The sequence below is a fragment of the Candidatus Woesearchaeota archaeon genome (genome assembly GCA_018302225.1).
Classification (GTDB): domain Archaea; phylum Nanobdellota; class Nanobdellia; order SCGC-AAA011-G17; family JAGVZY01; genus JAGVZY01.
Genome location: JAGVZY010000010.1, coordinates 16,208 through 38,075 on the forward strand (window position 1 = coordinate 16,208; position 21,868 = coordinate 38,075).

Here is a 21,868-nt window from a genome sequence, read left to right on the forward strand (position 1 = left end):
ATGGAAAATAAATCGAATGAACAAGAAATGTATTATGAATATCAAGTCCTAACTCAAGAAGTTCAGCAACTACAGCAACAAATTGCTTTCTTTAATGAACAAGGCCTTGAAATAGAAACAATTCTTAATAGTTTAAATGAAATTAAAAATTCAAAAAATGAAGAAATATTAGTTCCTCTAGCAGGAGGAATCTTTATCAAAGCAAATTTAAAAGACTCAGAAAAATTTATAGTTAATATTGGTTCAAATATCACAAAAGAAATGTCTACCCTTGAAGTCAGAAAAATGCTTCAAGAACAAAAATCTGAATTGGAACTAATAAAAAAACAACTAAACAATACTTTCCTTGAAAAAATAAAAAGATTTACAGAACTCGAAAATTATATAATCTCTCATAGTGCTAAATCAAAAAAAGATTCTTGAATTTTACTCTAGAAAAGATATACAAGAGGAGATTACAAGATTAGCTAAAGATAGAGAAATTCAAGTTTGGTTTAATGATCAACCTGGAAAAAGACCAGATACAATCCAATTTAAAGGAGATGTTCTTCAACTAGCAAAAAAAGGTGCAACTTCTTTTCATTTTTCTGAAGAACATTGGAATGATCCTGAACAATTAAAAGCAGGAATGACTAAAAATGAGCTAGATAAAAACAGACTAGGTTGGGATTTACTAATTGATATAGATACTAAATTCATTGAATATGCTCGAAAAACTGCAGAATTAATAGTCCAAGCATTTGAATCTTATGGAATAGAAAATTATTCTGTTAAATTCTCTGGAAACAAAGGTTTTCATCTCGCTGTACCTTACAAAGCATTTCCAAATGAAGTTAATGGCCTAAATACAAAATTATTATTTCCTGATGGACCAAGGGTAATTGCAGCATATTTAAAACATTTAATAAAACCTTATCTAAGTAAGGAAATTCTAAAAATGAGTACAAAAGAAGAAATTGCAAAATCTTTAAACATTGAAATAAAACAGCTTCTTGATGAAAAAGGTGAATTTAATCCATTCTCAATTATAGAATTAGATACTGTTTTAATTTCTTCAAGGCATTTGTTTAGAGGAGTTTATTCTTTTAATGAAAAATCGGGTTTAGTTAGTATTCCAATAAAAAAAGGTTGTTTAAAAGATTTTAAATTAAGTGATGCCAAACCCGAAAATATAAAAGAAATAATTCCTTTTTTAGATGACAAAGACACAATTAAAAATGAAGCTAAAGCATTTATTATTACAGCTTATGATTGGCACAGCAAACATACTTTACCCTTACTAAATATTTCTGAAAAAACTAAGGAATTAACTTTTGAGAAATTTGAAAGAGCAATTCCAAAAGAGCTATTCCCCAATTGTATAAAAATACCCTTAGAAAGGGGTTTAAAAGACGGTAAAAAGAGGTTTTTATTCATTTTGCTTAATTTTATAAGAAGCGCAGGTTGGAACTATGAAGATATAGAAAAAGAATTAAAAGAATGGAATACAAAAAATCCAGAACCCCTAAGAGAAACTTACTTACTCGGACAAATAAATTGGCACAAGCATCAAAAGAAAAATATACTTCCACCAAATTGTACAAATTCTATTTACAAAGATCTAGGATTATGCATTCCCAATAATTTCTGTAAAAATATAAAAAACCCAATGAGTAATGTTACAAGAAAATTAAGAACTTTCAAAAACAAACCAGAAAAGAAAACTGAAAAAAAAGCAAAAAATAAAAAATAGTTATTTTTTCTTTTTATTTGATTTCTGAGTATTTTTCTTTATAATTTCAAGATCCTTTTTTATTTCTTCAATATCTAATTTAATATTTTTAATATTTTTGTTTAGTTTTTTTCCTGAAAGCCATTTCAAAATTAAAAATAACAAATAAGCACCAAAAACACCCCCCAAAAATAATTGTAAGATGTCTGTAATCATTTGTAATTTATCTGCTATGGGTACAAGAATTGTTGCAGCATCGCCTAAGTTAGCTTGTTGTAACAATTCAGTTGCATTTGTTGCTACTTCTGCACCACTTATTCCAATCATATATCTATTAAATTAAGGGTAATTTATAAATTTTCTTAATTAAAAATTAAACTTTTAATTCTTTCTAAGTCAAAATTCTTTCCTGGACAATATTTCTCAGAAATTTGTGAATGTGTTAAAATACTCTCACTATCAAAATCATACTTCTCGACAAGCTCTTTACACAATTTAATTAGAGCATCTTCTTGCTCTTTAGTCAATTTATCTTTATCCAAATTTGCAATCAGACAAATACCTATAGAATCTTGATTATAACCCAAAGCATGTGCACCAACACTTTTAACATCTCTACCCCTAAAAACAGTTCCTTTTTGATCAATTAAATAATGATAACCTATATCCTCCCATTTATACTCTTGAACATGAAGTTGCCTTATAGTTTCTAATGTATATTCTTTATGTCCAGAATGATGAATAATTAGCTTATTTATTTGTCTCATATAAGAAAAAGGGCAGAGAGGGATTTGAACCCCCAATCTTTCGCTCTGCAGGCGAATGCCTTAACCGGATTCGGCTATCTGCCCACGGGCCTGGCAGGATTTGAACCTGCGACCTACTGCTTACTTCCTCCCATTTATTTGGGATGATAAACCTTTTCTAAAGGTTTATTTAGAAGGCAGTTGCGCTATCCAGGCTGCGCTACAGGCCCATAAGTTAGTTTTTAAAGTTATAAGTTTATAAGGTTTTCCGAAATGTTTGCACAGCAAACATACGTTTAATCTTTGATTAAACGATACTTAAATCTTGATTTAAGATTGTTTTTTATTAAAAAACAATATATTTATATAAATTCACCTTATTTTTAGATTCTATGGATATTATTAAAATTCACAAAAAATGGCAAAAGAAATGGGAAGAATCTAAAATCTTCAAAATTAAAGAAGATTCTAAAAAACAAAAATATTATTGTTTAGAAATGTTCCCTTATCCAAGTGCCAGTGGTCTTCACGTGGGCCATGCATTTAATTATATTATTGGGGATATTTATTCTAGATTTAAAAGAATGAACAATTTTAATGTTCTTTATCCAATGGGTTATGATGCATTTGGATTGCCTGCAGAAAATGCAGCAATTAAAGTTGGAATACATCCAAGAAAATTCACTGAAGATTCAATAAATACTTTCACAAAACAACAAAAAGAACTTGGATTAAGTTATGATTGGGATAGAATGTTAAAAACTTGTGATGAAGATTATTATAAGTGGAATCAATATTTTTTCTTAAAATTTATGGAAAAAGGTTTAGTTTATAGAAAAAATGCTCCTGTTAATTGGTGTCCTGAATGTAATACTGTTCTAGCAAACGAGCAAGTTAAAGATGGAAAATGCTGGAGACATCAAAAAACTTTAGTTCAAGAAAAACATCTAGAACAATGGTTCATTAAAACCACAAAGTATTCTGATGAATTATTAGATAAAGTAGATTCCTTAGCCTGGCCAGATAGAATTAAAATAATGCAAAAGAATTGGATTGGAAAAAGCTATGGTACTGAAATAAATTTTAAAATAAATGATAAATCTTGGCCAATTTTTACAACACGTCCAGACACTATTTACGGTGTAACTTTTATGGTTGTTTCAGCACAACATCCTAGATTAAATGAATTAGTTATTGAAAAACAAAAAAAAGAAGTTGAATCATTCTTAAAAAAAATAAAAACTCTAAATGAAGAAGAATTAGAAAAAGAAGGGGCATTCACTGGAAGTTATGCTATTAATCCCTTAACTAATGAAAAAGTTCCAGTTTGGGCAGGAAACTTTGTAATTGCAGACTATGGTTCTGGAATGGTAATGGCTGTTCCTGCACATGATGCAAGAGACTATGATTTTGCCAAAAAATATAAAATTCCAATTAAAGAAGTAATCAAAGGTGGAAACATTAAAAAACAAGTTTATACTGAAAAAGGTATTTTAATCAACTCTGAAAAATTCTCAGGTTTAGATAACGAAAAAGCTAAACAAGAAATTACTAAATACTTAGAAAACAAAAAATTAGGAAAAAAAGATTTACAATACAAATTTAGAGATTGGTTAATTTCTAGACAAAGATACTGGGGAACACCAATTCCAGTTACATATTGTAAAAAATGCGGGATAGTCCCTATTCCATACAATGAACTTCCAATTAAACTTCCTGAAAAAGTTAAATTCGGCGAAGGTAATCCTCTAGCAACAAACAAAGATTTTGTTAATACTAAATGTCCTAAATGTAAAGGTTCTGCAAAAAGAGAAACAGACACAATGGATACTTTCTTTGACTCTTCATGGTATTTCTTAAGATTCTGTGATACTTTAAATACAAAAGAACCTTTTAATAAAAACAAAGTAAATTACTGGATGACTGTTGATCAGTATATAGGTGGAGCAGAACATGCTTGTATGCACTTAATCTATGCAAGATTTTTCACAAAAGCACTTAGAGATATGGGTTATGTTAAATTTGATGAGCCCTTTACAAGACTATTCAATCAAGGAATGTTGCATGGAGAAGATGGTTCTGTTATGAGCAAATCTGCAGGTAATGGTGTGGATCCTTCAATAACTATCGCCAAATATGGAACAGATTCGCTAAGATTATTCTTAGTTTCAGTTGCGATGCCTAACAAAGACTTTGCGTGGAGTACAACAGGCATAGAAAGCGTATATAAATTTTTAAACAAAGTTTGTGAATATTATGATAATATCAAAGTTGGAAAATCTAGTAAAAAGATTGAAAGTAAAGTAAACAAAACAATAAAAGAAATAACTGCCGATATTGAAGAATTCAAATATAACCTCGCAGTAATCAAATTAAGAGAATTATTTGAGGTTTTAGAATCTGAAAAAGAAATAGGAAAACAAGAACTAAATAATTATTTAAAATTATTAAGTATATTTTGTCCACACCTGACTGAAGAATATTGGGAAAAATTAGGTAACAAAGGATTTATTTCAATCTCTGATTGGCCAAAATATGATGCTAAAAAAATAGATAATAATATTGAACAACAAGAACAAATTATTGAAAAAACAATAGAAGATGTTAGAAATATCTTAAAAATAGTTAAAATACAACCAAAAAAAGTTTATTTCTATTTAATTCCAAAAGAAAAAGAAGTTTTTGAAGCTCATAAAGAACAAATTGAAAGAAGTTTAAACCTAGAAGTCAAATTCTTTGCGGTTAATGATAAAAATAAATATGACCCTCAAAACAAAGCAAATAAAGCCAAATTAGGCAAACCTGCTATTTACTTAGAGTAAGAGCATAAATTTTTATACTTCTTAATTATTTTAAGTCTAATGTTAAGTTTTAAAGAGGTGATTCATTCTATTCAGAGAAATCTAAAATTGCTTTTAAGATACTCCATACTCTCATTTAAAGACATTACTGAATACAAGTTCACTTTTTTCTCAGCAATGTTTTTTGTAATCATTGGTACTCTAACAAATTTTTTAACTTGGAAAGTTATGCTTGGAAATCAAACAAATTTTTTAGGGTGGACTCTCCCAGAACTGCTTATACTTTCATTTGCAACGGGAATCTATATATCTATTGTAGAATGTTTATTGGGTTTTTTATATCTTGAAGAATACATTTTAGAAGGAATACTTGATTTAATCTTAGTTAGACCCATAAATTCTTTTTATCACATCATTTTAAAAGGAATAAACATGTTTTTGTTATTAAGAATGTTTCTTGCAGAAATACCTATGTTAATTTTTATATCCATTTATTTTAAACTAAATCTGAATTGGTTAAATATTTTAGGATTTATATTTTTCTTAACTATCTCTTCGATTTTAGTAATTTTAATATTAAGCATATTTTTTATGAGTGCCTTCTGGTTAGGTAGAAATGAATTTATTTATAGTATTCATAGTGCTTTTGAGAACTATATAAACAAGCCTCTAGATTTATTCCCGAATGTAATAAAAATATTATTCACATTTATTTATCCTTTAATATTTGTGTCTGTAATACCTACAAAAGTTCTATTAGGGAAATTAAGTTTTACTCAACTAAGTAGTTATTTAGGAATAATAATTATATTATTTATAATCTGGGGATTTATAGCATATAAAGTATGGAATAAAGGACTTAAAAGATATGAGGGTGGATCTGGATGAAAAGAACATTTAAAAAATATTTAAGCCATGCAAGATGTTACTTTAATGAAACTACAGCCTATAAAATTCAGCTCTTAGCTTCACTATTATGGTATCCAATCATGTTAGGTTTATTTGCAATGCTTTGGAATATAGTTTATACTTTAAGAGGGGATAATTTAATTGGTGGTTTAACTCTAACTGAAACCTTAATTTATTTTGGATTAGTAAGAGCCTTAATTTACATAAGAATAGGAAAAACAAAAACCTCCAGGGTTATTATACGTGGAAGATTAGACTATGAACTAATAAGACCCACTTATTATTTTATAAAATCTTGCTTACGTGAATTTGTAAAAAGTTTAGTTCAATTTGCGGCGGCCTTATTTTTCTTTTTTATAATTAGTTTAATATTTGGTTGGAAAGTACAAACAAATATATTTAGTTTAATATTATTTTTAATTAGTATTATGCTTATGTTTTTACTAAGTTATGTATTTGCAGAGATTATGAGTATTTTAACATTCTGGTTTAAATCAGACAATCCATTTACATGGTTATTTGGCGGAATATTAAGATTTTGTGGTGGTGAATTAGTTCCATTAAGTATGCTTCCACTCTGGTTTGCTACAATTAACAATTATCTGCCTTTCAAATATATGATTGCTACACCGATTTATATTTATTTAAACAAATATCCAATATTAGAGAGTTTGCAACAAGTAGGATTACAGTTTATTTGGATTATAATCCTATTTTTAATCTTAAGTATAATTTGGAACAAAGGTTTAAAAAGATACGATTCTCAAGGTGGTTGACATGGACAAAAGAGTAATAAGCGTGAAAAATCTTAAGAAAAAATTTAAAGTACCGATTAAGACCAAATCTAATTTTATCCATAAAATAATTGAAATATTTTATAAAAAATATGAAACTAAAGAAATATTACATGGAATAAATTTTGAAGTTAATCGAGGTGAATTTATAGGTTATCTTGGACCAAATGGTGCAGGAAAATCAACTACAATTAAAATAATGACAGGTATTTTAATTCCAGATTCTGGAAAAATAGATATTTTAGGATTTAACCCTTCTAAACAAAGGTATAAATACACTTTTAATATTGGTGCAGTTTTTGGGCACAAATCATTATTATGGTATGATATACCAGTTATAGAATCTTTTAAATTATACAAAGATGTTTACGAACTTAATGAAAAAGAATTTAATGAAAGATTAAATTTCTTTATTGATAAATTAAAATTAGATAAATATCTTCATATTCCAGTTAGAAAGCTAAGTTTGGGTGAAAGAATGAGATGTGAAATTGCGGCATCTTTATTACATAATCCAAAAATTGTATTCCTAGATGAACCAACTATCGGCTTAGACGTTGTTGCCAAAGAAGAAATTAGGAATTTCTTAAGAACAATAAATAAAAAAGAAAAAACAACCATTATTTTAACAACCCATGATATGGGCGATATAGAAGAATTATGTAAAAGAGTAATTTTAATTGATGAAGGAAAAATAGTTTATGATGGCGATTTAGATAAACTAAAAGCAAAATATGTAAAATCTAAAGAAATAAAATTTGAGTTTACAAAACTTAAAAAGAAACAGGAATTTGATAAATTAATAAAACAATTTGAAATTATTGAAAAAACAGGAAATTATTACAAATTAAAAATAGATCTAACCAAATTTGATGTTCCAAAAATTGTTAAACAAATCATGGACTCTTGTGAAGTTATTGATTTAAATATTACAGAACCTAAATTAGAAGCAGTAATGCGTGAAATCTATAAGCACCAAGATAAAATAAGGAAACAAACTTAAACCTTTTTATTCTTTTTTTAAATATGAAAAAATACTGGCTCTTAGCCTTAATTTGGACCGGATTTATATTTTATTTATCATCCAAAACTGCTCCAGCAAGCTCAATTGGACAAGGAGATTCTTTATTTGGTTATATTGCACATTTCTATTTATTCGGAATATTGGGGGTATTGTATTACTTAAGTTTAAAAGAAGCCCAGGTTAAAAGAGAGTATTTCCTGGCTTTAATATTATTAATAGGTTATGCCTTATTTGATGAAACGCACCAATTATTCACACCTGGAAGAACATTTCAAATAATAGATTTAGCAATTGATAGTTTTTCAGGTTTAATTATTTTCTATTTTAAATAAGTACTGGATTATTTATTTTTAAGCTATCCAAACAATTTTTTGAAAAAATTTATCATCTGTTTAATCAAACTTGAACCAATACATTTCTCATCTACACAAACATTTGTTTTACATTCAAAATTATTTTCACATGTAATCTCTTCTACTTTTTGCTCTTTGAAATTTCCTTCATCAGAACAAAACTTTTCATTTTTCCTATAACCAAAAGGATAACATTTTTCATCTAAAGGACAACTATCTTTACACATCAAGATATTTTCTGGTTGCTGAAGAGGCATTTTTTCTTCTATTGGTGTTTCATATTGGGGTTCTTGAAAAGGCATTGTTTGAATAGGTTGTATAGTTGGTTGTGGGGGTTGTGGATTGTTTTCATAAATGTTCGAATTTTCATCTAAGTAACATTCTTTTGAAACACTAAATGAATTTACGCCACATTTAGTTATTTGAGAATTTTCATCTGTATAACAATGAGCATTGCAACTTACTGACGCAATTTTTTGCCATTCTTCAGAAGTTTTACATGATAAAATTGTTCCTGCCTCAGAAATAGCTGCTGAGCTTTCAGTATTATCATAACATTTCCAAGAAGCATATTTAAATCCTTTTCCTTTAATTTGATCTTCAGTTACTTCAGAAGAAGGAATACACATAAAATCTATATCTTCGTTATTGCCATCTATTATTGTAGACGCGTAATTACCACAACTACTTTTCCAATTAAGTTTTGTTCCCCTTTCTCCAGTAATCAACGCAATACAATATCCTTGCTTTACTGTTTCTCCATTTATTTGTTTGGACATAACATTTCCAGTCCATTGACACGCATATTTTTTGTCATCAGTAGTATAACAAGATTCTGTTGAAGTATGGGGATTTATAAGCACATTAGAATTTATAAAACCGCATTTTACTTGTTCAGTTATTAATTTTTGGGGTGATTGAATAGGTTGGCTAGGATAAGTTTGAGAAGGTGGTTGTGCAAGCTGAGGTATACCTTGAATAGGTTGGGCTTGTTGCGTAGAACAGTCAAATTTGATTTCTTTATTTGAACCAGTAATAACCGTTTTTGTATAACCACCACAACTACTTTGCCAACTTATTGGTGCTTCTTGAGTACCTGAAATATCCATTGTACAACTATTTATTCCATAACAACTAAAAAAAGGTCCAGATGTTGTATAACATTTTTGTAATGAATTAGAATTGCTAAATATACAAGTAATTTGTTCTTTTAAATAAGATTGTATTGGCACAGGTGTTGACTGCAATAAACAATCAAATTTTATTTCTTTAAATGCGCCATCAATTAGGGTAGTTGAATAGCCATTACAAGAACTTTTCCATGCCACCTGCATACCTTGTGCTCCTGAAATTTCTAATTTACAACTTCCAATTCCTTCGCAACTATTTCCAAGACTAGAGTAACATTTTTGAGGTAAATTTGAATTTGTGAATACACATCTTACAATTTCAGCTTTTGTTTCTGAAGGTTCTAATGGTGGAATAGGTGTTGGTTGTGTTAAAGTGGGAGGTTGTTGTATAAGTATTGGGTTAAGTGTAGGACATTCGAATTTGATTTCTTCATTATTTCCATCTAAAGTTGTAGAAGCATAACTACCACAGGAACTTTTCCAAGTTATTTGTGTTCCTCTTGCTCCCGAAATTGTTGTTGTACAACTATTAGTTCCCTTACAAGGAGTTCCAATATTAGGATAACATGCTTGTGCTAGATCTGTATTTGTAAAAATACAAGTGACACTCTCTTTTACTTCTTCTAATACTGGTTGTTGAGTTTCTTCTTGTGCAAAACTGAAATTAGATAAAACTAGGCATATTCCAATAATTAGAAAAAGTTTGTTTTTTAGCATATAATTCTCTTTTTTTGATAAAATATTTGGCAGCTTATAAACTTATCTTGATTGTCTAAAATTACCTTTATTCAGAAGCAAAAGCACTCATTATATCTGACTCAAATTTACCATTCTTAAATTCACCATAATACATTCTATATCCTTTATCTGTTTTTATAACATCGGGATCAGTAATCAATCCACCAAGTGTGCTTGACTCAATTATTTTATTTTCATTAATTACAAAATTAATTCCATCAATTGAATCTGCACTCATCATCCATTGCTCGCCAAATCCAAACTCATCTTCAAAAGTTGTAAAAAATAATTTATACATATTGTCGTCTAATAGCAAAATATCTAAATCTATTGCAACCTTTCTAAGTTTCAAATCTACTTCTTTTGTCCAAGTTAATCCTTCATCATTAGATAAAGCAATTGCAGAAGTTGCTCCTCTTGTATAATACATTCTCAGTCTATTATCTGGAAGCCTTATTATATCAGGAACAGAAGTAAATACTTCCCCCGGCTTTCCATCCCCATAATCCCAAAATCTTACTCCTTCCTCTTTAAACCATTTCTCACCATCAAATGAAATTGCGCTATAAAGTTTTCTATCCATTTGATATCTATGGTCCCTTTCGTCCTCAGCCCACAGACTACCTTCATAAATCATTCTATAGCTCTTATCTAACAACTGAAAAACTGTAGGATTTGTAACCATTTCCTGCTCAGAATCAACAGGTCCATTCTCAATTATTCTTCCTTTTTTTATAAAATTTAAACCATCTTCAGAAACGGCTAATTCAATTCCATTTCCAGTATAATACATTAAATATTTATTATCTTTAATTATTATAGAAGAACTAACTCCCTGAGTAATTACTTTTTTTTCTTTTGTCCAATTTATGAACTTATTTTTAACTTGCGAGGTATTATTAGTTTCATTTATTATACCATTTTTATTTGTTACATTTTCTTTAATTTCTCCTTTTGTTCCTAAGTCATTAACATTAAGTTTTTCAATAGGTTTACTAATACATCCGCCAATAAAAAGAGCTATAATTATTATACATATAAGAAATGTTTGATTTTTTATATTTTTCATTCTAACACAGCTTTTATCCTTCTTACTCCAGCTGAAGAAGACTCTTCTTTTAGAATCTTAAACTTTCCAAGCTCAGAAGTATTAGTAGCATGGGGCCCCGCACAAATCTCTTTTGAAAAATCTCCAACAAAATAAACAGAAACTTTTTCTCCATATTTATTCTCAAATACATCTTGTGCACCCTTCTTTTTGGCATCCTCAACAGTCATTTCTTCACGTTTAACTTCTAAATTCTCAGAGATTATTTCATTAACTCTATCTTCAACTTTCTTAATTTCTTTATTAGTCATTTTCCTATCAAAATTAAAATCAAATCTTAATCTTTCAGGAGTAATATTAGAACCTTTCTGTTGAATATTCTTATCTAAAATCTCACGCAAAGCTTGCGCCAATATATGTGTTGCTGTATGAAGTTTAGTTGTTGTTTCAGAATTATCTGCCAAACCAGATTTAAAAGTTCCAATATGCTGTCTTGATAATTCTTGATGCTCTTTAAATTTAACTTCATATTCTTGTTTATTAACAATTAAATTTTTCTCTTTAGCCAAATCTAAAGTTAATTCAATTGGGAAACCATAAGATTGGAATAATAAAAATGCTTCTTCTCCAGTTATTACATTATCTTTCTTCTTAGAAATTATTTTCTCAAACTCCTTTAAACCTTGCTCTAAAGTTAAATTAAACCTTTCTTCTTCTAATCTTAATTCTTTTAATATATGTTCTCTTTTAGTATTTAACAAAGGATAATCATCTTTATAGATTTTAATTATAATCTCAGAAATCAAAGGTGTAAACTTTTTCACATTAATTTCTCTTGCATTTACAATAGCTCTTCTTATTAATCTTCTAACAACGTAACCTTGTCCAACATTTGAAGGTACTGCCCCAATTTCATCACCTAATATAAAAGTCGCAGCTTTTAAATGATCTGCAATTATTCTCATTTCTTTTGTAATTTCTTTTAATTTTGAAAGTTCTTTTAATTTTAAAATTATTGGAACAAATACCTCAGTTTCATACACTGAATTTTTACCTTGCAACATAGCAATAGTTCTCTCAACACCCATCCCAGTATCAACATTATGAATTTTCATCTTTTTATAAGAACCCGCTTTTTGTTTATTAAACTCCATAAATACATCATTCCAGATTTCAAAGTATTTTCCACATCTACATCCAGGTTTACAATCAGAAGAACATTTTTCTTTTCCAGTATCTATGAACATTTCAGTGCATGGACCACATGGACCAGTTTCACCTGCAGGACCCCACCAATTATCTTCTTTAGACAAGAAATAAATATTCTCTTTTTTAATTCCTAATTCTTCCCAAACCTTAGCAGTCTCTACATCTCTTGGAGCATCTGAATCTCCTTCAAACACAGTAACAAAAATTTTATCTCTACTAAATCCCAAAACTTTTGTTAAAAATTCAAAACTATATTTTATTGCTTCTTTCTTAAAATAGTCATTCAAAGACCAATTTCCAAGCATCTCAAAGAAAGTTAAGTGAGAATTATCACCAACCAAATCTATATCCCCTGTTCTTATACACTTTTGAACATCAACTAATCTTTTGCCCATCGGATGTTCTTGTCCTAATAAATAAGGTACTAAAGGATGCATACCTGCAGTTGTAAACAATACAGTAGGATCATTCTGAGGAATTATAGGTGCAGAACTTATAGTTTTATGAGCCTTAGAATTAAAGAATTCTATATATTCTTTTTTAAGCTCTTTTGCAGGCATCTCACGCATATTAAATCTTATAGGTAATAATTTTTTAAAGGTTTCTATATCTTCTAAAACTGCATCTCTAAATTTAATTTTAGTTTTCTTAGATTTTTCTTTAACTCTCTCTTTTGCTAATTTCATTAAACTATAAAAATCTTATTTTATTTATAAATTTGTTGCCCAGAAAGCCTATAACCGCTTAATAATACTATAAAACTCTTTAAAATTCTCATCATTCTGTTTCTTTTGATATTCTTTCAAAGCATTCAACACTTTTCCACCACAATTCAAATGTATTTGTATAAAATGATAAAATTGTGAAACATTCTTAGGATTTTCAGTTGCTCTACATCTCTCAAAATCTAGTAAAGTTACTTTATATCCAAATAACTTCCACTTAATAATCGCATGTTTCAAAGGAGAATGCATTTCAAATTTATTCACTTTTAATTTATCTAAAATTCTACACGGTTTTAAAATCTCTAAAATAACTTTTTTAAGTTCTTTTTTATCATAATTTTTCAAAAAATCTTTTAACAATATACCTTTAATATATTCCATCCTAAACCAATTATCACCAGATTCTAACAAATTGGGGCCAATATTAAATTTGTTTAATCTCTTTAACCAAAAAATCTCAGTATTAATAGTATTAATTGCAAAAGTCTTAGGGTTAGTTTTTTTAATCAAAGTTTTCCCATCTAAATAGATTAAACCTCTTTTTCCCCTTGCTAAAAGTTTCATAAACCTAAAAAGAGGGAAATATTTATAAATATAGTATCCAGTTTTAATATTTAGAGGTGGTTTAAAGCTTGCTAAAAAAATTTCCAGTAATAATTATGTTTTTTCTGTTTTTAAATATATATTTTGCTAGTGCTTTAGATGAAGATCTTGAAACCCCAGAATTAAAAATACCCTTAATAACACATGAAGCAGTAGACTCAAATAAAATTATAGACTGGCTTATTTCAAAACAAAAAGCAGATATGGACTGGGGAAATGACTTTGATAATTCATTAGCAATCATAGTTCTAACTGGTTTAAATCATAATCCTACAAAAATTCAAATCACAACAAACTTATTAAAAAAGAATATTGATGAAGCAGGATGTTGGCCCAAAGGACAATGTTTAATAAAAGACACGGCTTTTGCAATGCAAGCTTTAAGACGTGTTGATCCCTCAGGAACCGAAACCAAAAAAGCTGCTGATTGGTTAAAAACAAATGTTCTCACAGATTATAGCGCAGGCAATTGGAATCTTCAACTATCAGAATTAAATCAAAATGATTATAACAAAAATTGTTATATTTTATTAGATTCTCAGAAACAAAAAACAATTCCAATATTTCCTGATGGAAAAGATCCTTGGACAAACCTTCAAGAATATACTACTCAAAACCAATTAAAATTAAAAGCAGATTGCTCAGAATTAAAATCCACACCAATCATCTCTACAATCCTTGATTCTGGAAATAATGTTTATTATTTAATAAAACAAGAAACAACTAAATCTTATGATATTAAATTAGGTAGTGAATGTCTTCCAGAAGCATATGGCTATGCCAATTGTGATGTAGATAGTACTGCAATTGCACTTATACTCTTAAGTCAAACTAAATTTTTAAAAGATCAATCGATGTTAGCCTGGCTAACTCAACAATCACAAACCCCCCTTTCATCAGCCGTATTATACAGTTTAACTACAGACGAAAAATATAATTCTCAATTACTTAATTTACAAGATAATGCGGGCACATTTGGAAGTATGTATTCTGATGCAATAATCTATGGCACTTACAAAGATGCTTATATAATTAATCTTAATCTAACTTTGGACGCAATTAATAATCAATATGACAAATCAAATTATTGTTGGCCAAAAGGAAATTGCAATGTTCAAGACACTTTATTGGCACTATATTCTGGAGCAATAACTCAAAAAATAAATCCAGCTTATGTAGAAAGTGCTAATGAAATAAATGGAAGTAAAAAAAGTATTCAAAAAGATGAAGAAGTAAATTATGAGTGTATTTTAGACTCAGAATGTACAAAAAAATTCGGAAAGAATTATAAATGTGATAAAGAATTATATGAGTGTGTATTAAGCTCATCTGAAGATAAAACAACAAAAAAGGATGGTTATTCTACATCTGAAGATGATGAGGACTTCGATTCTCCAGATGAACCTGATGAACCAGATATACCCTTTGATAATGAGTCTAATTCATGGATAATAATCCTTACAATAATAATAGTTTTACTTGCTGCAAGTGGAGCAGTATATTACTCTTACAAAAAAGGTTTCTTAAAAATAAAGAAAAAATCTTCTGATGAAAACCCCTTTGGAGATTATTTAAGACAACCAATTGAAAGAAATGACTATGCCCCTTTAAGCAGACAAAGTATACAACAGCCAGTGCAAAGAAGACCAGTTCAAAAATCTGCTGAACTCAAAAAATTAGAAGAAGAACTCGAAAAATCAGTAAAAGAAGCTGGAAAAATTGCTGGAAGAAAATGAAAATTTTAAAGGTATTACTTTGCTTTGTATTTATTTTACTATTCTCTTTTATTGCAAAAGCTACAAATACCTTAAATATTGCTAATTCAGAATATTCTCCAGGAGAAACATTACAAATAAATATAAAAACAGATTCTGAAATTATCTCCACACCTCTACCTAAAATATACTATTCAGGCACAAGAATTTATACTTCTTATAGTACCTATATAAGAAATAATGAAATTTATTTTCACACCCCATTACCTACTTCACTAGAAAATGGAGAATATACACTAAAAATCTCTAATTTAATTACAAACCAAGAAAACTCTTTTAACTCTCTAAATTTAGAAAAGAATTTCACAATTTATTCTATGAATAAGGGTTTTGATTATATTAATAGCAATGACTGTACAAATGTAGAAGAATGTTCTTTAGCAATTCTTGCTTTAAATAAAAAATATGACCTAACAAACAAATTACAAAAACTAAACTCTTTCAAAGATGAAAAAGGCTGTTTTCCAAGAGGTAATTGTAATATCAAAGAAACTTCCTTAGCTCATCTTGCTCATAAAACTACGGGAATCATTCAAAACGATGTTAAAACTTGGTTAGAAGGAGCCATTAATTCTTTTTCAGTTGGAGATTTTATTATTGAGATAGAATCTAAAAACCAAGGAAATTGTATAATTGATGGTCAAAGCAAATCAATTTTAATAGGAAATAATACTTTTGATATTACTCCAAAAAATAATTTAATTATAGACTGCTCCCAACTCCAAGACACACCAAATATAAAATTAATACACGGTTATATTTCAAACAAAGTTTATTTATCTGAAATAAGTTCAAAGACTGCAAACTTTGCGCTAAATAATGATCAATGTTTTGGAAAAAATTACAAAACACAATGTGATTTTGAATCAACTGCTTTTGCTTTCTGGGCATTAGGAAAAAGTTCAAATGAATATATTAAAAACAATTATAACAAAAAATCAACACTAGACAATTCATTTAATTTCAAAATTTCAGGAGATGAAACAAGTAAAAATTGGTTAATTTCAAATTATAACAATGGATATTGGTCTACCAGCACCTTATATCAAGACAATACTCCAAATATTTATGCTACAAGTTTTGCATATTTATTCTTAAATGATAAAACTTATTATGAAGCTATAAACAAAAAGATTAAAACTCTACAATCAGACGACGGAATGATTGAAAGTTATAAAAATACTGCCCTAGCGCTATATTCACTTTATTCAAACGAAAAAGTTTCAAGTTCATTATATCTAACACCTTCCATAATTCAATATACACAAGAACAAATACAATACAAAATTAACTTATACAACAAAGGAATAAAACCCTTAAAAATAAGCTTAGAATCTAATAATCCTTCTATTGGTTTTAACAAAATAGACTTAGAAACAGTAAGCAAAAACTCATTTTATATTAATATAAATAACCTAAAACAAGATAGTTCTATAATTGTTAATTATGATAGCAAATCTTATACAGTCCCTATTTGGGTTGAAAATGTAGTTGAAACTAAAGAAGAACAAATATCTATAATAGAGCCCAAACTAATTATTTTAGAAGACTCTTCTGAAATAAGTTCTATAAAATTAAGTGATATTGGTGAATCCTACATAAAAGAATTAAAAATACAGAACACGGGGGGAGATGCAAAAAATTTAACATTAAAACTAAATGAAGAGCTTAGTAAAAGTATAGAATTATCTCCGCCGAATATAGATGAATTAAAATCAGGGGAATCTTTAGATTTAACAATAAAAGTTAATTCTCTAGAAGAAATGAAGGATGGAACATTACTTATTATAGGAAACAAAATAACAAATATACCTATAACAATCTTAAAAGAAAATATAAAAGAAGAGATAGAAAAAGAAATAATAGAAGCACCTAAAGAAGAGGATGAAGAAGATTTAAAAGAAGAAATAAATCAAACAGTTAAAATCCCTACAAATCAAAATTCTGTAAATAACACTCCCACCACCGGATTAAACAAAGAAAATAAAACGAATAATACGCCCGCATTTTTATTATTTTTTATAGTTTTAATATTTGTAGCATTAGTAGGATTAATTTTGTACAAATTTTCAAATAAAAAACCCAAAGAACAAAATTAATTATTTTTTCTTTTCTAACTGTTGTTTCATCAAAATGTTTTCTGCTTGAAGATTATTAACAATAACATTATAATTATGCAATCTTGTAATTAAGTCATTAAGAAAATCAGTTAATTCTTGAGATTTTAATTCCAAACTCTGCGGTTCTAAAATTTCAATTGAACTAGGCATAAAATCAAAACCTAAACTCATCAAAGTTTCTAATTTTTTAACTTCAATTTCTATCTCTGAAAATGTTGAAAAGAATTTTTCATCGACTTTTACACAATCTGCAGTTTCTACAGTTTTAACAACTAAAGTATCAGACTCCTTTAATTTAATTATTACTTTATTCATAGTATCCACTACATGCTCTTGAGGAGCACCCATAATTTCTACTATAATTCTTGCAATTATCTTGGTTTCTGACATATTCAAAAAGCTGAACTAAAGCTATTTAAAGCTTGTGATTTTAAACAAAGACGCCATCGAGCTTAAAACCACATTTAACGCACTTTAGTTCTTTTATATTATTTTTCTTAACATTAAAACCTTCTCTTTCAACAAGAACTTCTTTGCAATTAGGACAAATTGTATCTTCTGCACCTTTCAAAGAGAGATTTCCCAAATAAACATATTTTAAATATTTTTCTGCAATTTTCTTTACACTCTCAAGAGTCCTTAAAGGCGTAGGTCTTAGAGTAATTAATTTATAATCCGGATGAAATGCTGAAAAATGCAAAGGAATATTTTCCCCCAAATTTTCTTTTATCCAAGAACACATTTTTTCTATTTCAGTAATAGAATCATTTTTTCCAGGTATTAATAAATTTGTTATTTCTAACCAAATATTACTCTCTTTAATTATTTGTAAAGTTTTTAGCACAGGAGCAATTCTTCCAGAACAATTTGATTTATAAAAAATATCTTCAAATGATTTTAAATCTATATTTGCTGCATCTATATATTTTAATAATTTTTTTAAAGGTGCTTCATTAATATAACCATTACTAATTATTACCGTAAATATTCCCTCTCTCTTTGCAAGTTTTGCACAATCATACATATATTCATAAAAAATAGTCGGCTCTGTATATGTAAATGCAATTCCAGCCTTATTCAGTTTAGCCATTTCAACTATCTTCTCAGATTTAACTTCATGTATATCTAATTCCTCTGCTTTTATCTGTGAAATCTGAAAATTTTGGCAATTTAAACATTTTAAATTGCATCCCAAAGTACCAATGGACAGCACTTTAGAACCTGGTTTAAAATGAAACAAAGGTTTTTTCTCTATAGGATCCAACTGAATTGCACAAGGTCTATTATAAACTAAAGAATAAAGTTTCCCTTTTACATTCTTTCTTACACCACACAAACCAACCGAATCATCAGAAAGTATACAATAATTAGGACATAAAATACATCTTACTTTTTTCTTATCTAATTTATCATAAAAACTTGCTTCTTTCATAATATCTACTTATTCTAAAGATTTATATTTCTTTTCAAAACCTAGCCGTTGATTTTAACTATATAAAATAGTTCATCCCTTGTTTCAAACCTCTCAAACTTGAGATTAAGCTCTTCTAAAAATCTTATAAACCAAACCCGCTGCTTCTTTTTAATATTAACCCCGCCACCCAAACCTTTAGTTGAAAAAGAAACAACAAAATACTTACATTTTAAAACCTTTAAAATATCCTTAGAAATATCTCTTTTAACAGCTTCTAATGACTCTAAAACCTTAAAGCACAAAACTACATCACAAATTGGAATCTTTTTAAAATTATTAATTTCACTCAAATCCATCTGAATACACTCAGCATCCAATTTATTAGTTTTAAAATAATTATTAGAAAGTTCGCAGTACTTTCCAGACAAATCATAACCATAATACCCTGTCTTAAAACCAAAATCTTTTATTGACAACCCATTTAATCCACAGCCCAATTCGATTATTTTTTTAGGTTTTCCAGTTAAAGAAAATATTTTTTTATATAAATCTTTATAATCTCTAGTTTTAGCAGAAATATTTTTCTCTAAATTTTCACCAATTTTAAACATACCATAAATCTTTCTTAGTTTCTCTCTTGTTTTTTTTAATCTTGCCCGATCATTAAGTTTTGGATCAACTTCACTAAGTATCTTTTCCACAAACTCGTTAGGTAAATCAGAAAGTTCTCTTTTTTCCTTTATTTTTTCAACAAGAGTCATGCTTTAAAGTTAATTTTCTTAATAGTTTCTTGCCCATCAATTATAATCTTTCTTTCTATAGTTCCGTATCTTAAACCATTAAGCCTTGCCTGTAAAGCATCATTTTTATACTTATCAGGAATTTCTATGCCTTCTACAACAATTCTGTGCTTAATTTCAATTTTTTTCTTAAATTGACAATCAGGTACAAAAGTATCCATTAATTTTTTCTCAAAATCTTTATTAACTATAAAACTACAAAAATTAATTTTATATTTTCCCTTAGGATTATGTGGTTTTGCAGAACAGTTCAATTCAAATTTACTATTAGAAATACTTAATAAAATATACTCTAATTTCGCAACCTCGTAAATTTTTTTTAGACTCCCTACAGTCATTTCTTCATCAAGAGTATAAATTGTAAAACCTTTTTTAGTTTCACTAGAATAATCTAAACCTAAATCTTTCTTTGCAAAAATAGTCCCCTTAACATTAATTTTATCATTTTCTTTAGAATTATTAATTATAAAATTAACAAAATCATTTGCCAATTCAAAGCCAGAAACAATTTTTAATTTTGGCCCAAGAGTTACTACATAAACCATTCTATCTTCATAATCTCCCTTACCGAATCTTACAAATTGGCTATGTATTTCTGGGCTATTTTTTCCTTCAAATAGATTTTTTATAAAACTCATTTTAAGCACCTCTTGTTGCATTCTCTGGCTTCCAGTCTTTTTTTACAGCATAAGTCGCAGTATCTGCTACATTTTTAGTAGATTTTACGGCCCAGCCGGTTAAAGATCCTAAAAAAGCTTTTCTATCACTACTTTCTTTTAAATTAAGATCCTTTTTTACTATAATAAATACTGAAACAACCAATAAGGTTAAAACTAAAAAACTAATTATTTTTTTCATATAATTTCACTTAATTCAATACTTATTAAAGTTTTCTATAAATTCTTCAACTCAATGGAAATAGCACTTTCATTAACTCTTGTGTATTCAGGGCATAAAATGTAGGGATAATTATTTCTATCACAATATTTTATAATTTCTGAAGTGAATTTAACCACTACATTCAACCCCCGTTTATTTCTATGTATAACTTCAAAATCTTCTAATTCATTTTTTACTTTTTCAGCTTTTTCAAATAATTGATTTAACCTATTTCGATTTAACTTAACTAAAATATCAAAATAAATTCTTTCATGAACCTTAGATAAAGAACTTGAAATTTTGATATAATTTACCCAATCATACTCTCTAAATGCAATAAAACCCCCATAACCTAAATTTACTATATCTTTTACGCCAAAAGAGCCTATAATTATATCTGAAAAATTACCATTACATAAAATATTATCTCCAATTGCACCCGTAGCATCTTCAACTAACAAACATTTATTTTCTTTACATATTTTTGAAATCTCTTTTAAGGGTTGTTCAGCAAAATATCCTGCTAAAGAAGTAATTAATAATGCAGAAGCATCTTTTGCATTTTTTGAAAGAGATTCTAAATCTATTATTCCATAATCAGTTTTAACTTCCCTTATTTCAAAATTGAATAATAAAGGATAATTCTTAAAAGAAATCCATCCACCTTGATCTGGAATGAGAATAACATTTTTAGTAGGATTAACTTTTGAAACCATTTCAAGTGCCATCAACAAAGCAAGATTTCCTCTTTCTACAACTTTAATATGATTTAATCTCAAGAATTCTCTTAACCTTCCAAACACCTTATCATGCATTATTCAGTCAAGAAAAGTATATTTTATAAAGTTTATTGGTTTCCTTTAAATACTATTTAAACAGCCCTGTAGTCTAGCCGGCCAAGGATGCGAGGCTCTGGACCTTGCGACTCAGGTTCAAATCCTGACGGGGCTATCCGTGTTGACATGACAATCGAGTGTGATCTGAATGCTTAGAATTCTGATAGCAAAATTGCCCCACATTTTGAACGTGTGCGAAGATTCCATTTTAATGGCTAAACATTACCTTTACTGAAAAAAGATGCGACACGTT

The 21,868-nt window shown here is 28.2% G+C and carries 21 protein-coding genes and 3 tRNA genes; 10 read left to right on the forward strand and 14 right to left on the reverse strand.

What is annotated here, in order from left to right:
* Both pfdA and J4403_02150 read left to right on the forward strand, forming a co-directional pair.
* Nucleotides 1-423 (forward strand): prefoldin subunit alpha, encoded by a 423-nt coding sequence (gene pfdA, locus J4403_02145; GenBank protein ID MBS3166987.1) that lies wholly within the window; start codon nucleotides 1-3, stop codon nucleotides 421-423.
* The gene (locus J4403_02150) at nucleotides 398-1,732 is read left to right on the forward strand and encodes a hypothetical protein (GenBank protein MBS3166988.1); all 1,335 of its coding nucleotides are present in this window, start codon (nucleotides 398-400) and stop codon (nucleotides 1,730-1,732) included. The genes pfdA and J4403_02150 overlap by 26 nt, the downstream gene beginning before the upstream one ends.
* Here the strand turns inward: J4403_02150 and J4403_02155 are convergent, their stop codons facing one another.
* The 4 genes from J4403_02155 to J4403_02170 all read right to left on the reverse strand — a co-directional run bounded on the left by J4403_02155 (nucleotide 1,733) and on the right by J4403_02170 (nucleotide 2,687).
* Nucleotides 1,733-2,038 (reverse strand): hypothetical protein, encoded by a 306-nt coding sequence (locus J4403_02155; protein ID MBS3166989.1) that lies wholly within the window; start codon nucleotides 2,036-2,038, stop codon nucleotides 1,733-1,735.
* A 35-nt stretch (nucleotides 2,039-2,073) separates the two neighbouring features.
* On the reverse strand, nucleotides 2,074-2,478 hold the full coding sequence (locus tag J4403_02160) for an N-acetylmuramoyl-L-alanine amidase (protein MBS3166990.1): 405 nt from the start codon (nucleotides 2,476-2,478) through the stop codon (nucleotides 2,074-2,076).
* Nucleotides 2,479-2,487: 9 nt separating this feature from the next.
* Nucleotides 2,488-2,562: transfer RNA gene (locus J4403_02165), tRNA-Cys, on the reverse strand.
* A 1-nt stretch (nucleotide 2,563) separates the two neighbouring features.
* A tRNA-Arg gene (locus J4403_02170) sits at nucleotides 2,564-2,687 on the reverse strand.
* A gap of 162 nt (nucleotides 2,688-2,849) precedes the next feature.
* On the opposite strand from J4403_02170, the gene leuS reads away from it, so the two are divergent.
* Genes leuS through J4403_02195 form a run of 5 tightly spaced genes read left to right on the forward strand, consistent with a single transcriptional unit; the run spans nucleotide 2,850 to nucleotide 8,317 of the window.
* Entirely contained in the window at nucleotides 2,850-5,279 is a 2,430-nt protein-coding gene (leuS, locus tag J4403_02175; GenBank protein ID MBS3166991.1) for a leucine--tRNA ligase, read from the forward strand.
* A gap of 39 nt (nucleotides 5,280-5,318) precedes the next feature.
* Nucleotides 5,319-6,146: an ABC-2 family transporter protein gene (locus tag J4403_02180; protein MBS3166992.1), complete on the forward strand. Its 828-nt coding sequence runs from the start codon at nucleotides 5,319-5,321 to the stop codon at nucleotides 6,144-6,146.
* Nucleotides 6,143-6,943, forward strand: a complete 801-nt coding sequence (locus tag J4403_02185; GenBank protein MBS3166993.1) for an ABC-2 family transporter protein — start codon at nucleotides 6,143-6,145, stop codon at nucleotides 6,941-6,943. The genes J4403_02180 and J4403_02185 overlap by 4 nt, the downstream gene beginning before the upstream one ends.
* Nucleotide 6,944: 1 nt before the next feature.
* Nucleotides 6,945-7,964, forward strand: a complete 1,020-nt coding sequence (locus J4403_02190) for an ATP-binding cassette domain-containing protein (GenBank protein MBS3166994.1) — start codon at nucleotides 6,945-6,947, stop codon at nucleotides 7,962-7,964.
* A gap of 23 nt (nucleotides 7,965-7,987) precedes the next feature.
* A complete protein-coding gene (locus J4403_02195; protein MBS3166995.1) occupies nucleotides 7,988-8,317 on the forward strand; it encodes a VanZ family protein in 330 nt (109 codons plus the stop codon).
* 23 nt (nucleotides 8,318-8,340) lie between these two features.
* On the opposite strand, the gene J4403_02200 is transcribed toward J4403_02195, so the two are convergent.
* The 4 genes from J4403_02200 to J4403_02215 all read right to left on the reverse strand — a co-directional run bounded on the left by J4403_02200 (nucleotide 8,341) and on the right by J4403_02215 (nucleotide 13,752).
* A complete protein-coding gene (locus J4403_02200; GenBank protein ID MBS3166996.1) occupies nucleotides 8,341-10,185 on the reverse strand; it encodes a hypothetical protein in 1,845 nt (614 codons plus the stop codon).
* A 67-nt stretch (nucleotides 10,186-10,252) separates the two neighbouring features.
* Nucleotides 10,253-11,275 carry a hypothetical protein gene (locus tag J4403_02205; GenBank protein MBS3166997.1) on the reverse strand — a complete coding sequence of 341 codons (1,023 nt, stop codon included), beginning with the start codon at nucleotides 11,273-11,275 and terminating at the stop codon, nucleotides 10,253-10,255.
* The gene (locus tag J4403_02210; GenBank protein ID MBS3166998.1) at nucleotides 11,272-13,023 is read right to left on the reverse strand and encodes an alanine--tRNA ligase; all 1,752 of its coding nucleotides are present in this window, start codon (nucleotides 13,021-13,023) and stop codon (nucleotides 11,272-11,274) included. The genes J4403_02205 and J4403_02210 overlap by 4 nt, the downstream gene beginning before the upstream one ends.
* Nucleotides 13,024-13,197: 174 nt before the next feature.
* Nucleotides 13,198-13,752, reverse strand: a complete 555-nt coding sequence (locus tag J4403_02215) for a hypothetical protein (protein ID MBS3166999.1) — start codon at nucleotides 13,750-13,752, stop codon at nucleotides 13,198-13,200.
* Nucleotides 13,753-13,847: 95 nt separating this feature from the next.
* On the opposite strand from J4403_02215, the gene J4403_02220 reads away from it, so the two are divergent.
* Entirely contained in the window at nucleotides 13,848-15,527 is a 1,680-nt protein-coding gene (locus J4403_02220; GenBank protein ID MBS3167000.1) for a hypothetical protein, read from the forward strand.
* Nucleotides 15,524-17,665, forward strand: coding sequence for a hypothetical protein (locus J4403_02225; GenBank protein ID MBS3167001.1), 2,142 nt, complete (start codon nucleotides 15,524-15,526; stop codon nucleotides 17,663-17,665). The genes J4403_02220 and J4403_02225 overlap by 4 nt, the downstream gene beginning before the upstream one ends.
* Here J4403_02225 and J4403_02230 read toward each other — a convergent pair whose 3' ends face one another.
* The 6 genes from J4403_02230 to J4403_02255 are packed head-to-tail and all read right to left on the reverse strand — an operon-like array spanning nucleotide 17,666 to nucleotide 21,594.
* On the reverse strand, nucleotides 17,666-18,076 hold the full coding sequence (locus tag J4403_02230; protein MBS3167002.1) for a hypothetical protein: 411 nt from the start codon (nucleotides 18,074-18,076) through the stop codon (nucleotides 17,666-17,668).
* A gap of 40 nt (nucleotides 18,077-18,116) precedes the next feature.
* Entirely contained in the window at nucleotides 18,117-19,118 is a 1,002-nt protein-coding gene (gene amrS / locus J4403_02235; protein ID MBS3167003.1) for an AmmeMemoRadiSam system radical SAM enzyme, read from the reverse strand.
* 41 nt (nucleotides 19,119-19,159) lie between these two features.
* Nucleotides 19,160-19,861, reverse strand: a complete 702-nt coding sequence (locus J4403_02240) for a methyltransferase domain-containing protein (protein ID MBS3167004.1) — start codon at nucleotides 19,859-19,861, stop codon at nucleotides 19,160-19,162.
* The gene (locus tag J4403_02245) at nucleotides 19,858-20,538 is read right to left on the reverse strand and encodes a hypothetical protein (protein ID MBS3167005.1); all 681 of its coding nucleotides are present in this window, start codon (nucleotides 20,536-20,538) and stop codon (nucleotides 19,858-19,860) included. The genes J4403_02240 and J4403_02245 overlap by 4 nt, the downstream gene beginning before the upstream one ends.
* Before the next feature lies 1 nt (nucleotide 20,539).
* Entirely contained in the window at nucleotides 20,540-20,758 is a 219-nt protein-coding gene (locus J4403_02250) for a hypothetical protein (protein MBS3167006.1), read from the reverse strand.
* Between the two features lie 35 nt (nucleotides 20,759-20,793).
* The gene (locus J4403_02255; protein ID MBS3167007.1) at nucleotides 20,794-21,594 is read right to left on the reverse strand and encodes a DegT/DnrJ/EryC1/StrS family aminotransferase; all 801 of its coding nucleotides are present in this window, start codon (nucleotides 21,592-21,594) and stop codon (nucleotides 20,794-20,796) included.
* Between the two features lie 62 nt (nucleotides 21,595-21,656).
* Between J4403_02255 and J4403_02260 the strand changes: the two genes are divergently transcribed.
* A tRNA-Gln gene (locus tag J4403_02260) sits at nucleotides 21,657-21,730 on the forward strand.
* Nucleotides 21,731-21,868: the final 138 nt, after the last annotated feature.